Raw genomic sequence first — 13,159 nt, 5'->3', positions numbered from 1 at the left:
TGCTGAAATATGGTACAAATTAGTATCTTCGCTAACTTATTTAATAAAAAAATAGTTATGACGAATTTAAAAAGCAGCATCTTAGGGCTGTTTGCTTTCCTACTTCCGATGACCATACTTGCACAAGAGGCAAATTATGGCAATCAACACTTATTTGATGATTTTACTTACCGCCAAGGAAATGTCTATCGGACAGCCTCCGGGAAACCAGGTCCAGAATATTGGCAAAATGCCGCAGATTATAATCTGGAAGTGTCCTTAGACGAAGTGAATCATATGGTATCTGGAAAGGTATCCATTGAATACACCAACAACAGTCCGGAGACTTTAGATTTTATATGGCTCTATTTAGAGCAAAACCGATTTACTGAAGATTCTCGTGGCACGTTAACTACTTCTGTTCTGGGAAGCCGCTACAGTGGAGATGTTGAAGGTGGATTTGATTTATCAAATGTGTCTGCAAAAACAGAAACTGGTACTTCATCAAAATACATGGTTACGGATACCCGAATGCAACTGTTCTTAGATAAGCCATTAGCGGCCAAAGGTGGAAAAGTAACCATAAGCATGGACTTCAAATTCAAAGTGCCGGTTGAAGGAATGGATCGCATGGGCCGATTGGAAACTGAAGCAGGTACTATTTACGCCATTGCCCAATGGTATCCGCGTGTGGCCGTATTTGATGATGTGGTGGGTTGGAATACAGAACCTTATTTGGGTGCCGGCGAATTCTATTGCGAATACGGAACTTTCGACGTGAAAATAACGGCTGCAGCAGATCAAACGGTCGTGTGCTCGGGGATTTTACAAAATCCGAAAGAGGTACTTACCAAAACCCAACAAGAACGTTTTGCAAAAGCCGAAAAAAGCGACAAAACCGTTTATATTATTAAACCGGATGAGGTTGGAAAGCCTGCATCGCAAGTAAAAAATAAAGGAACGCTGACTTGGCATTATAAAATGGAAAACACAAGAGATGTGGCTTGGGCATCTTCAAGAGCATTTATATGGGATGCCGCCAAAATGAATCTGGGCAATGGCAAAACAGGTTTGGCTCAGTCGGTTTATCCTAAAGAGAGTGATGGCGTTGGTGCTTGGACACGTTCTACTGAATATACAAAAGCATCTGTGGAATTTTATTCAAATACCTATTATCCTTATCCATATCATACTGCGATAAATGTTGCAGCAAATGTGGGTGGAATGGAATATCCAGGCGTTAGTTTTTGTCATTATAAAAGTAGAGGGGAAGACTTATGGGGCGTTACAGATCACGAATTTGGCCATAACTGGTTTCCTATGATTGTCGGATCTAACGAACGCCGATACCCATGGATGGATGAAGGTTTTAATACTTTTATAAATCATTATAGTACCGTAGCTTTTAATAATGGCGAATATCCCTCTTCTACAGATAAACCGCGTACTTTGGTAAGGTATCTGACGTTTGAAAACCGCGAAGGCATTGACACCTCTCCAGAAGTGGCTCACGCAAGAAACTTGGGATATACGGCCTATTACAAGCCGGCAGCAGGTCTGTTTATGCTTCGCGAATATATTTTGGGCACTGAACGCTTTGACAATGCATTTAAAAGTTATATCCGCCATTGGGCTTATAAACATCCACAACCGAATGATTTTTTCAACCATATGGAGAATGTTGCAGGCGAAGATCTGTCCTATTTCTGGAAAGGTTGGTTCTTTGGTAACGGAAATATAGATATGGGAATCACCTCAGTTGAACCTTATCAGGATAATTATCTCATTACTGTTGAAAACAACGGAGAGATTCCGATGCCAGTCGAGCTTCAAGTTATTTACACGGATGATACAACCGAAAACGTAAGACTTCCCGTTGAAATTTGGCAGCGTGGCAATAGTTGGACTCATCTTTTGAAAACCACAAAAGAAGTGAAACGCGTAGTCTTGGATCCAAATAGGATGTTGGCAGACGTCAATATGTTGAATGATACTTGGAATAAACTGTAAACATCTAAAAAGGGCCTCTAAATTTTCAAGAATTTAGAGGCTTTTTCTTTTTAAGCCAATCTATTTTGGAAGACTTGCCAAAAGAGAATATCTTTAAGATTCCAAACGATTTCTTATGGAAATTGATGTAAAAAATCAGTTAAAAACTAATATCACACACGATGAGCAATACAAATAACAGAAGGAATTTTTTAAAACTAAGTGGTCTTGCAGGACTTGGTATTGCCACTGGTGGTTTGGTAAGTTGTAGTACGACTTCAGGAATTGTGGCGCCACCTAATTATGGGACCTCCCGATTTAACATGTCTGGTTACGCGGCACCCAAAATAGATACCGTAAAAATTGGTTTTATTGGCTTGGGCATGCGTGGTCCAGGTGCAGTCAAGCGAATGAGCTATATAGAAGGTGTAGAAATAAAGGCTTTATGCGATTTAAGACCAAAGCAAGCCGAAAGTGCCAAGAAATTATTGGATGGCACGGCGCACAATCCAAAACTATATAGTGGCAGTGAAGACGCTTGGAAGGAGATGATTGACACTGAAGATTTGGATCTAATCTATATTGCTACACCGTGGGATTTGCATGTGCCAATGGCCGTGTACGGCATGAACGCCGGGAGACATGTGGCCGTTGAGGTTCCGGCAGCAAAAACCATAGACGAATGCTGGGAATTGGTGGAAACCTCTGAAAAGACCAAAATGCATTGCATGATGCTTGAAAATTGTTGTTATGACTTTTTTGAATTGCTCACACTGAATATGGCGCGACAAGGTTATTTTGGTGATATCATCCACGGAGAAGGTGCTTATATCCACGATCTTGTCGATTTGAATTTTAATAAAAATGCCTATGAAGATATGTGGCGACTGAAGGAAAATATTGGTCGCGATGGAAATCTTTATGCCACACATGGCTTAGGCCCAATTTGTCAAATCATGAACGTCAACCGAGGTGATCAGATGGATTATTTGACATCGCTTTCAAGTGCTGATTTCTCTATGAATCCGATGGCTAAAAAACTGGCAGCAAAAGATGACTTCTACGAGCCGTACGTGAATGCCGATTTTAGAGGAAATATGAACACCACCATGATTAAAACTAAAAACGGTAGAAGTATCATGATTCAACATGATGTCAGTTCGCCAAGACCCTATTCTCGAATCCATTTGGTAAGTGGTACCAAGGCTATTGCCAGAAAATGGCCAGAGGCCAAAATTGGAAAAGGGCATTCGTGGATTAGTGATGAAGAATGTAAATCTTTAGAAAAACAATACACCCCAGAAATTGTTCAAAAAGTGGGCGATTTGGCCAAACAGGTCGGCGGCCATGGCGGTATGGATTTTATGATGGACTGGCGATTGATCGACTGTCTGCGTAACGGACTTCCGTTAGATCAAGATGTTTATGATGCCGCTTTATGGAGTGCCATCTCGCCATTGAGTGAGTGGTCCGTAGCAAATCGTTCAACGTCTATTGATGTTCCTGATTTTACGCGTGGCAATTGGAAATCCAATAAGCCTGTAGATGTGAGTTTAGCAGGTGGCGGAACAACCAATGTGCTTTATGGTAAATAAGGTTTAGAAATTAAGATTCTAATATTTACGCCATTTTTGGTATTTTCCACCAACAACATCTCATAAGTTCTAAAATCCAAAAATTGATTCTTATTGGATTTTGGAGAATATGTGAAAGCCTTCACAATTCAGAAGAATTGTGAAGGCTTTTTGGTTTTAAAGCTTTGGGAACCTTTATGAAAATATTATAAATCGGCTTTTGCTTAAGAATATTCCGTTTTAAGAGGTACACAACTGTGTAAAAAGATGTGTAAAATCCCCTTATATGTGTAAATCTTACACACTTTATATCACATAAAATACAATATAGGCCGTAAAACCCATGAAATTTGAGATGGCATAGGTGTTGCTAAACATAAGATGATATCGAATAAAAAAATAACAATAATTCGGGACTATTTTATATGAACACTAAAATGACAAATTCAAATCAATCGCAAATCTCAAAAGAGACCAATGTATCTAACGGAACTTCGAAAAAAGGATCGTTTTTCAATAGTCTATCTCCAGTAAAATCAATCAATCCATGGGGTGTAGTAGTATTGGCAAGTACTTTCTTATTAATGATTGGCTCTGTATTCTTGGTTTTTGACCTTCAAAACGATTTTCAACAGTTTAGAGAAGATCGAATCAATTCTACTATTGGACTTATATTTTTAGTTGTAGCAACAGGCTTGTTTATTTTCAAAGCAGGTTTCTTTATCTACAACTTATTTCTTTATTTCAGATATAAAGCTATTAAGTCAGTTTCAAATGAGGAGTTACCAACCTGTACCGTAATTGTACCAGCCTATAATGAAGGCAAACAGGTTTGGGATACTTTGATGAGCTTGGCGGATAGTGATTATCCAGATGGCAAATTGGAATTATTGGCAATTGATGATGGCAGTAAGGACGATACTTGGTATTGGATGCAACAAGCTAAAAAGAAACTTGGCGATCGTTTATCAATTTTCCAACAACCGAAAAACAAGGGTAAACGCCATGCTCTTTACCGTGGGTTTAACTTAGGCAAAGGCGAAGTTTTTGTAACCGTTGATAGTGATTCGGTTGTGAAACCGGATACTTTAAGAAATTTGGTGAGCCCATTTGTAGTCAACGAAAACTGTGGCGCAGTGGCTGGGAATATCCGAGTGCTGAATAATGAAAGAGCATTATTGCCTAAAATGTTGAATGTGAGTTTTGTATTGAGTTTTGAATTTGTGCGTTCAGCAGAAAGTAGTCTCAACTCTGTACTTTGTACTCCAGGAGCTTTGGCAGCATACCGTAGATCGGCAGTTTTTGCTTGTCTTGAAGATTGGATCAACCAAACCTTTATGGGACAACCGTCAGATATTGGAGAAGATCGTGCCATGACCAATATGATTTTAAAGCAAGGTAAACACGTGCTTTTCCAAAGAAATGCTTACTGTTATACTAACGTTCCAGAACGATATAAAGGCTTGTATAAGATGTTTATCAGATGGGGTAGAAGTAACGTCCGCGAAAATATACAGATGTCTAAATATGTATTCACAAATTTCAGAGAAGGCTCTAAATTGGGGACTCGACTATTGTTTATCAGTCAATCTTCAAAAATAATAATGAGCTACCCATTTTTAGTGTTTATGTTGTTTTTCATCGTCATGCACCCAGTACTTTTTATAAGTTCTACATTTTTCAGCATCTTAATTTTATCAAGTTTCCCGGTGTTGTTTTACGCGAAAAATTATAAACTATCAGAATCTTTCTGGGCCTATTCCTATAGTGTGCTTTATACCTTCGGCTTATTCTGGATTACACCTTACGCTATTGCAACAGCAAGTAGAAGAGGATGGTTGACGCGTGAATTGACAGAAAAGAAATAGAAGAATTTTTCTTCGGAAAATAATACATATGTTAAGGGATTACGGCTTATGAATGTAAGTCGTGATCCTTTTTCATTTTAGATCTATTGGAATTTGTGATATTCGATTTACGATTGGTGATTAAAATGTTGACATACCGTACACATAGGGCGCGTCGGGGCTCCACCAAGAAAATTAATGCTAAGGCTTGATTGAATAATTAGTGGTCTAAGCAAATCTGTCAGATTTGTGGTAGAGGAAACAGATAGTTAATTCGTTTAGGATAATCTCTATTCGGATAAACTATGACCTAAATACCATGTTTACAGATTTGAGGCGTTTTTAGTTCTTATTCTGAATTCTAAAAATAGCGCTTAGGATTTCTATGAGATAATTTATTCCAGGGAACCGATCTATCAATTTTTAGTATCAACACCCAAATCAACTCTATAATGGAAGAATGCACTTTAGATGTTCCCGAAAATGAAATTATTAATTGCCATTTTTATGTTCTACCTTAGGCAAAGCTTTGTTCTCAACTTTTGGGACTGCCTTATTTTCTATCTTAGGCAAAGCTTTGTTCTCAACCTTCGGCAAAGCCTTGTTTTCTACCTTTGGGAAAGTTTTGTTTTCAATCTTTGGGACTGCCTTGTTTTCAATCTTAGGTAAAGCTTTGTTCTCGACTTTTGGGACTGCCTTATTTTCTACCTTTGGGAAAGTTTTTTTCTCAACCTTTCGATAAGTCTTTTTCTCGACCTTAGGCAATTCCTTGGCCTTAGATTGTTCAACTGGTGCTTTCTGAGTTTCCTTTTTCACCGGAACTTGAGCTTTTAATCCCAATATTATTAACATGGAACCAATAGTGGTAAAAATTTTTTTCAAATTTACTGTAATTTTGTAATTTGAAGTAAGTTAATATTTTAGGGTGTATAAAAAAAACAAATGAAACTTTCTCTTTCAAAAAAAAGTCGTCCGTTCATCATACACCAATCTGTGCATTTATATCTTTCTCCTAGCTCAATTCATGGCTTAGGGGTGTTTAGTGATGTGCCTTTAAAAAGAGGAGCAGTGATTGAAACAGCTCCACTTCTTGTTGGATCAGCAGAAGACTATGACTTACTTTCAAAAACAGCATTACATGATTATTATTTCATACTAGCAGATACGAAACAGCCTATTGCCATTGGGCTGGGCTTTGCATCATGGTATAACCATAAGTGTCCGGCAAACGCCACCTATTCTATCCATAAAAAAAAGAAGACAATAAGAATCAAGGCAAAGGTAGATATTGAAACAGGCCAAGAAATAACGATCAATTATCACGGAACTTTTAATGATAATTCTCCTATTGAGTTTTAATATCATAATTAATCCGGTCATTTAAAAAAAACTTAAATTAGTTGACTCTATTGCGATTGAAATTATGATTTTGATTAACTATTTTATACAATCCTAGAAAAAATCAGACCATGAAGGGTGCATTATACATTAAGGAAGTCAAGGGAAAAGGCAGGGGTGTTTTCAGTTCTGCTCCAATTGTTGCCGGTGATATTGTGGAATCTTGTAAGATGTTAGTTTTTCATCCTGAGGATTATGATCTTTCAACGGCAAGCTTTCTGATAAATTATAGTTTTTTTATAGACAGAGACAGAAATATTGTTGGCCTTGCCTCTGGCTTTGGATCCTTATATAACCATGCTGCACCTGCCAATGCAACACACAAAATCTATAAAGAATACAATAGGGTCGATATAGTCGCCTTGCGTGATATTGCTAATGATGAAGAAATATGTATTAATTATCATGGGGCTTTTGATGATCCATCAACAAGTTGGTTTGATAACAGAGGACTGGAATATCACCCATGATAATTGACGATTTTAGTTGATTTCACTTCAAATTCTTTCCTATAGGGTTTTGTGCTCTTGATCTCAGGCTAAGATTTGTTTGTCAGACCTGAATTTTACTGCCTTGTTCCGCTCATCCTCTTTCTTTATTTTTTCAGGGTAGTAGAGAATGCTTTGCAATTCTTAATATCTATCCACGAGGTACTTGCACCCTTTATATTAATTATTTATCTTTAATTCTATAAAAACATCCCATTCTGGGCATACATGACAGCTTTGGTTTATCTTGAAAGATGTATTCAATTGGACCGCTCTCAGCTGAATCCATAACCAAATCTGTTGGTCCCAAATTGTTCTGGCATGGAACAACTAATAAAAAATAGATAAAAAAACTAACAAAAAAGTATTCCAAAAACAATGTAGGGACTGGAAATCATCCTGAGGAAACAAGGCAACATGTAACCAGCACTTTCTAAGCTGAATCAAAAAGTATGGAAAATTTGATTTTTAAGCGTTGAGTTATACAAAAATATATCAAACTATAAATTAGTAAATATTCCTTGGCCTGAATATAACTTGATACAATTACTTTATATTTGAAGGAACTTGTAGCTTCAAGTAGCGTTTTTATTATCAAAAACGGTCGAGACTCCCAATTTCTCGAGAAATATTATGATCACATTTTTTCGGAAAATAAGAAGAAATCTACTTTCGCAAGGTAAATTAATTCAATATCTCAAATACGCTATCGGTGAAATTGTTCTGGTAGTGATCGGAATATTATTGGCCCTGCAAATCAATAATTGGAATCAAAATCGAATGGATAATAAAATTGAAAACACCTATTTGCTTGGGTTAAAAGTAGAGTTTCAAATAAGTAAATTAAAGTTAGAAGAATTAATATCCGTGATTCAAAAAAATTATTCTGGCGCCCAAGACATCTTAAAATATATCCACTCGAAAAACGAATTGCCTTCCGAATCTGAGTTTTCAAAATTATTGTACCATACATTTTCAGAGGACATTGCTTTTAATCCGAACACTTCTCTCATTTATGAAATGATTAATTCCGGCCATCTTAAAAATCTCAAAAACGCCAATTTAAGAAAGCATTTGACCAGTTGGATTTCCACTTTAGAAGATGTTTCCAAGCAGGAAGAAGAACTTGCAAGCCAGAGAATAAAAGTAATTGACATGTTCAGGACAAATGAGGCAAGTTTAAGTGTTGTTTTTAATCAGGCTGGTGTATATAGTGATCTCGGCTTGCCAGAGTCGAAAAATGAGATGAGTAATTTAGCCCTATTAGAATCCACGGCGTTTGAGAACAATGTATTGATTTTTATCCTCACATGTCATGCCACAGAAAAAGCACATTTTCAGCCATTGATGCGAGACCTAGACACTATCTTAGACCTTATAAGTAAAGAAATAGAACAGCGATAGAAACACATCAAAATGAAACTATAGAAAAAATGTCGACAAAAAATATCTTTAGAATACTACTCCTTGTTGGGACCCTAATTTCCTTGTATTTTGTCCCATGGCCTATTGTTAAAGCATGGTCAAAACCATTGCCCGATTCGGTACAAGAGCAAGTGAATGAAGCGATAGACATGGGTTTTGACGGAATTATTGTCTATGTAGATTTAGAAGGAGAACAACCAGCTTACTTTGCTGCCGGTTATAAAAACAAAGAAAATAAAATCCCTGCCGATCCGCATGCATTGTTCAAGATAGCTAGCGTTGGAAAACTCTATAATGCTTTGGCCATTGCTAAATTAGTGAGAAACGATAAACTCTCATTGGATAAAACCCTCGCAGATTATCTGCCTGAATTGGTGGGTCGAATTGAATATGCTGATGAAATTACTTTGAGAATGATGGTGCAGCATCGTAGTGGTATTCCTAATTACACAGATACATTTAATTATTGGGCGGCGCCCAAGGAAACCAATGACGAGAAACTTGCTTTGGTGCTTGACCTACCCGCCAATTTCAAACCTGATCAGGATTATGAATATTCAAACACCAATTATTTGTTGCTGTCAAGAATCATAAACAGAGTGCTCGGTTACGATTCTTTTCAATATATAAAGGAAGAAATTTTGACGCCCTTAAACTTGACAAATACGTTTGGCTCAATACACGATGTCAATTTAGACGACGTGATGAGTGGTTATTATGTTGGTTATGACTCCGATTTAAAGACAGACAATATCGGCTCGATATTGGCCACTGCCGAGGATTTGGGTATATTCATAAGAGCCTTAAATGATGGTTCGGTATTTAAAGATAAAGAGGAACAGGAAATTTACTCGTCTATTTATAAGTATGGACATACCGGATTAATTCCTGGCTATCAGACAATTGCTAAATATCATAAAGACATCGATGCGGTAGTCATTCAATTCACAAACACGGTCAATTTTGACGGATACAATTGGAATCTGTCTGAAGTTGAATACAACCGAATCTTAAAGATATTGAGAAAGAAAGGACTTCATTAAATTGTGTATAAAAGTACTCGTCCCTTTAATTAAAAGTAATTTACACCTACTTAACATGAGTAGGTAAAACTCTTTATAGACTTGTTTGGACAATTCTGTTTTGACTAAAACAATTGGTTTCGTTGCTTACGAAAGTCTTTTAGCATAATTTTAGAGATTATCGTGATGACTAGTTAATTGTATTAAGATGAAAAGAATCGTATATGTCCTCATTTGTTTCAGTGTTTTCAGCTCCTGTAAATTCAAACAAGAGCAATCTATCGATCTTAAAATCATGTCGTATAATATCCGACACGGAAAAGGATTAGACACTATTTTGGACTTATCCCGAGCTGCTGCTGTCATAAAATCGCAAGCTCCTGATTTATGCGGATTGCAGGAGGTGGATCAATATTGTTTACGATCAGAAAGTGTAAACCAAACAGAATATTTGGCTCAACAAACAAATATGGCAGGCACTTTTGGTAAATTCATGGATTATCAAGATGACCAATACGGGCTGGCAACCTTATCCGCCAAACCACTGATTTCTACAAAAGTGTTACAATTGCCCGATGCAAAATATGAGCCACGTTCATCAATCATCCATGAAGTAGCTTTGGCCAAAGATTGCAATATTGTATTTGCAAACGTTCATTTTGATTGGATTGACGGCAAAGAAGGAAGTGCCAACCGATTAAATCAGGCAAAAGCTTTGATGGTCTATATAGATAGCTTGGGATAAATTTCTGTTGTTTCACGCCAAAAGCGTGACAGGTCGGACTCAAGAATCTGAGGAGAACAATTGGATGGCCAATATTTCATCACTTATTAGACAAAACATCGTAGAAAAATCCTATGAAAAAAGATTTTCTATAAACACCAATCAAGGGATTTACTTTTTAGAAACCGAAAATATTATTTTCTTCGCAGCTAATGAAGGCGTCGTTTTCGCCTGTGATACCAAAGGTAAAAATCACTTGCTAACAGAATCTACATTGAAAGACATAGAAGAATAGCTCAATCCCTCAGATTTTTTCAGAATCAACCGTAGCGAACTGGTCAATAAACCACACATCGAAAAAATAGAGCGCTATTCTTATAATGTACTTGCCATAAAATTGAAAGACCATAAAATCTTCTCAAAACCAGTCAGAGCAACACAGCGGCGTTTCGGGAGTGGATTGAAAAATAAAAGCGATTACACAACTATATAACTGACCTGAATTTATTGGAACTAAAGTCCAGTAGCAGACCACAAGGCGTATCGTGTTAAGGTCCTTTATAATCTCAGTGAACTTTAAGCGCAAAAAAGTAGAGAATAGTACCATGTTCAAACTGCTTTATTACGATTGATTTTTTATAAAAACCTTCTCAAGTCCAGTTGTGTACCAGGCCTTATTTTCTATTCGGTTTGTTTTCACTAAATTAGTTGATTACCCGCTCAACGTCACCCTAAACATCGTCATAAGTACGATAAAACATGGGTGGTAATGTTAAAAAGTATTAAACAATAACTCACATGAAACTATTAGAATGAAAAAACTGACATTATTACTCGCGCTTGGATGCATTTTTACCCTGACTGCACAAACCGAAATTGAAAAAGTATCAGAAACCATTAGCAAATCTGAGATTGAAGGTCATATTTATTTTTTGGCTGATGATCTTTTAAAAGGACGAGAAACGGGTTCTCCCGAACTCAAAATTGCGGCTTCATATTTAGCCAATAGCTTTCGTCGATATGGAGTAAAACCTAACCCAAAAACCGGGACTTATTATCAAGAAGTAAAACTTAAACGCAAATTCCCTCCAAAGGATGCATCCATAGTCATAAATGACCAAGTTATTAAAGATTACGTAATTATTAATTCTGCTGCAATGGCCTCAAACCGAGATGCCATTTTTTTAAACTACGGTTTAATTGATGATTATAAAGGAAAGAATGTCAAAGGAAAAGTGGTTATTGTAAAGGCTGGGAGTCCTGAAACAAACGTTGGAAGAGCTGCATTTAGATTGCGTCGCACCAAAGAAAAATTAGCTAATCAGCATGGCGTCGCCGCTATTATTGAGTTGATGAATGTTGATGATGGCACCTGGAGTTTTATTGATCACAATTTTAATGAACCAACCTTGAGTGTAGACTTAGATGATAATGATAAAAGTAGCAATAGCGACATCGCCTATGTTTGGGTTTTGGATAAAGATGGGAAAATGGCTGAACAGTTTAGCGGAGCCAAAAAAATCAGTTCTACAATTGCTATTGGCGAAAAACATGAGGAAGCCGTGATCTCCCAAAATGTCATTGGTGTAGTTGAAGGCACCGATGATCAGCTTAAAAATGAATACATTATTTATTCTGCACATTATGATCATATTGGTATTGGTGAGCCAGACGCAACTGGTGATTCTATCTACAACGGGGCTCGAGACAATGCCGTTGGTACAACTACCGTGTTGAGCATGGCCAAAAACTTAGCCAAATATCCAACAAAACGCTCGGCATTATTTATTCTTTTTACTGGAGAAGAAAGAGGTCTTTTGGGAAGCAGATATTATGTTGAAAACCCAGTATTACCCTTAGACCAAATGGTGTATTGCTTTAATAGTGATAATGCAGGTTATAACGATACTTCGGTGATATCTGTAGTAGGGCTGACCAGAACTACTGCCGAAGATAATATCGTTAATGCCGCTAAAGCCTTCGGATTAAGAGCCATTGAGGATCCCGCCGAAGAACAAGGCCTATTTGATAGAAGTGATAACGTCAATTTCGCTCAAAAAGGAATCCCTGCGCCTACATTCTCTTTAGGCTTTACTTCGTTTGATGGCGACGTGACCAAATACTATCACCAAGCAGGAGACGAGGCAGATACCTTAGATTATGATTATTTGCTAAAATTCTTTCAAGCTTACGTACTGGCAGGTCGAAATATTGCTAATGACAAACAGACACCCGTATGGAATAAAGGTGACAAATATGAACAGGCATCAAAAGAGCTGTATAAAGTAGAAACAAATTAGATAAAACCACGGGTTCATCACATTTGATGAACGAGTAGATTGTTTATCATTACACCCACATCTGGTCTGTCTATTCTTCAGCCACGATAGAACTGTTTAGACGATCAGATGTGGGATTGTTTTTATTAAAAGTGAATGGATCTGTCTGGAAAAAATCATACAACATCCACAATCGCACTTGTCCATGTTGGCAAAAACGTATTCTCTTTTGGATATCCACGTGTTACATAACCCTGAAAAATTACCCAGAACGCCATTTCAATACACTATATATTTTGACTTTTTCAAACCTAAAATTACCCATGACGGAAAGCACTCTAAGCCATATTTTTCGATACTTCGTTCTATTTTTAGTATGTTAGCCTCTTGTGCTTACAACTAACCATACGCTAAATGTGTTGCTTACAAGACCT

11 protein-coding genes and 1 pseudogene are annotated in these 13,159 nt (G+C 37.1%); 11 read left to right on the top strand and 1 reads right to left on the bottom strand.

All coding sequences use genetic code 11. From position 1 onward, the window contains the following. The first annotated feature begins 57 nt into the window (after window positions 1–57). From MWU32_RS00400 to MWU32_RS00390, 3 genes are all read left to right on the top strand, one after another. Window positions 58–1,989, top strand: a complete 1,932-nt coding sequence (locus tag MWU32_RS00400) for a M1 family metallopeptidase (protein ID WP_410744418.1) — start codon at window positions 58–60, stop codon at window positions 1,987–1,989. Between the two features lie 161 nt (window positions 1,990–2,150). Continuing rightward, entirely contained in the window at window positions 2,151–3,563 is a 1,413-nt protein-coding gene (locus tag MWU32_RS00395) for a Gfo/Idh/MocA family oxidoreductase (RefSeq protein ID WP_246936698.1), read from the top strand. A 416-nt stretch (window positions 3,564–3,979) separates the two neighbouring features. After that, window positions 3,980–5,410 (top strand): glycosyltransferase, encoded by a 1,431-nt coding sequence (locus tag MWU32_RS00390; RefSeq protein ID WP_246936696.1) that lies wholly within the window; start codon window positions 3,980–3,982, stop codon window positions 5,408–5,410. Window positions 5,411–5,881: 471 nt separating this feature from the next. On the opposite strand, the gene MWU32_RS00385 is transcribed toward MWU32_RS00390, so the two are convergent. Continuing rightward, complete coding sequence (locus MWU32_RS00385) at window positions 5,882–6,271, bottom strand: hypothetical protein (protein ID WP_246936694.1); 390 nt, start codon at window positions 6,269–6,271, stop codon at window positions 5,882–5,884. A 60-nt stretch (window positions 6,272–6,331) separates the two neighbouring features. On the opposite strand from MWU32_RS00385, the gene MWU32_RS00380 reads away from it, so the two are divergent. The 8 genes and pseudogenes from MWU32_RS00380 to MWU32_RS00350 all read left to right on the top strand — a co-directional run bounded on the left by MWU32_RS00380 (window position 6,332) and on the right by MWU32_RS00350 (window position 12,746). Then, entirely contained in the window at window positions 6,332–6,748 is a 417-nt protein-coding gene (locus MWU32_RS00380) for an SET domain-containing protein-lysine N-methyltransferase (protein WP_246936692.1), read from the top strand. A 110-nt stretch (window positions 6,749–6,858) separates the two neighbouring features. After that, window positions 6,859–7,257, top strand: a complete 399-nt coding sequence (locus tag MWU32_RS00375; protein WP_246936690.1) for an SET domain-containing protein-lysine N-methyltransferase — start codon at window positions 6,859–6,861, stop codon at window positions 7,255–7,257. A gap of 651 nt (window positions 7,258–7,908) precedes the next feature. Then, window positions 7,909–8,679: a DUF6090 family protein gene (locus MWU32_RS00370; RefSeq protein ID WP_246936688.1), complete on the top strand. Its 771-nt coding sequence runs from the start codon at window positions 7,909–7,911 to the stop codon at window positions 8,677–8,679. A gap of 29 nt (window positions 8,680–8,708) precedes the next feature. After that, the gene (locus MWU32_RS00365; RefSeq protein ID WP_246936685.1) at window positions 8,709–9,743 is read left to right on the top strand and encodes a serine hydrolase domain-containing protein; all 1,035 of its coding nucleotides are present in this window, start codon (window positions 8,709–8,711) and stop codon (window positions 9,741–9,743) included. Window positions 9,744–9,930: 187 nt separating this feature from the next. Further along, on the top strand, window positions 9,931–10,467 hold the full coding sequence (locus MWU32_RS00360; protein ID WP_246936683.1) for an endonuclease/exonuclease/phosphatase family protein: 537 nt from the start codon (window positions 9,931–9,933) through the stop codon (window positions 10,465–10,467). A gap of 25 nt (window positions 10,468–10,492) precedes the next feature. Then, window positions 10,493–10,741: a hypothetical protein gene (locus tag MWU32_RS00355; RefSeq protein ID WP_246936681.1), complete on the top strand. Its 249-nt coding sequence runs from the start codon at window positions 10,493–10,495 to the stop codon at window positions 10,739–10,741. Between the two features lie 12 nt (window positions 10,742–10,753). Beyond that, a pseudogene (locus tag MWU32_RS05415) lies at window positions 10,754–10,939 on the top strand (LytTR family transcriptional regulator DNA-binding domain-containing protein); the annotation flags it as partial. A 319-nt stretch (window positions 10,940–11,258) separates the two neighbouring features. Further along, on the top strand, window positions 11,259–12,746 hold the full coding sequence (locus MWU32_RS00350) for a M28 family peptidase (protein ID WP_246936679.1): 1,488 nt from the start codon (window positions 11,259–11,261) through the stop codon (window positions 12,744–12,746). Window positions 12,747–13,159 lie beyond the last annotated feature (413 nt).

This window comes from Gelidibacter sp. F63206, assembly GCF_023015735.1.
Note: the sequence above shows the minus strand (reverse complement) of the source record. Positions and strands in the feature narration are given on the sequence as shown.

Bases quoted from the DNA above. Each gene is read 5' to 3' on its own strand.
- MWU32_RS00400 (WP_410744418.1), top strand. From the start codon at position 58: ATGACGAATTTAAAAAGCAGCATCTTAGGGCTGTTTGCTTTCCTACTT.
- MWU32_RS00395 (WP_246936698.1), top strand. From the start codon at position 2,151: ATGAGCAATACAAATAACAGAAGGAATTTTTTAAAACTAAGTGGTCTT.
- MWU32_RS00390 (WP_246936696.1), top strand. From the start codon at position 3,980: ATGACAAATTCAAATCAATCGCAAATCTCAAAAGAGACCAATGTATCT.
- MWU32_RS00380 (WP_246936692.1), top strand. From the start codon at position 6,332: ATGAAACTTTCTCTTTCAAAAAAAAGTCGTCCGTTCATCATACACCAA.
- MWU32_RS00375 (WP_246936690.1), top strand. From the start codon at position 6,859: ATGAAGGGTGCATTATACATTAAGGAAGTCAAGGGAAAAGGCAGGGGT.
- MWU32_RS00370 (WP_246936688.1), top strand. From the start codon at position 7,909: ATGATCACATTTTTTCGGAAAATAAGAAGAAATCTACTTTCGCAAGGT.
- MWU32_RS00365 (WP_246936685.1), top strand. From the start codon at position 8,709: ATGTCGACAAAAAATATCTTTAGAATACTACTCCTTGTTGGGACCCTA.
- MWU32_RS00360 (WP_246936683.1), top strand. From the start codon at position 9,931: ATGAAAAGAATCGTATATGTCCTCATTTGTTTCAGTGTTTTCAGCTCC.
- MWU32_RS00350 (WP_246936679.1), top strand. From the start codon at position 11,259: ATGAAAAAACTGACATTATTACTCGCGCTTGGATGCATTTTTACCCTG.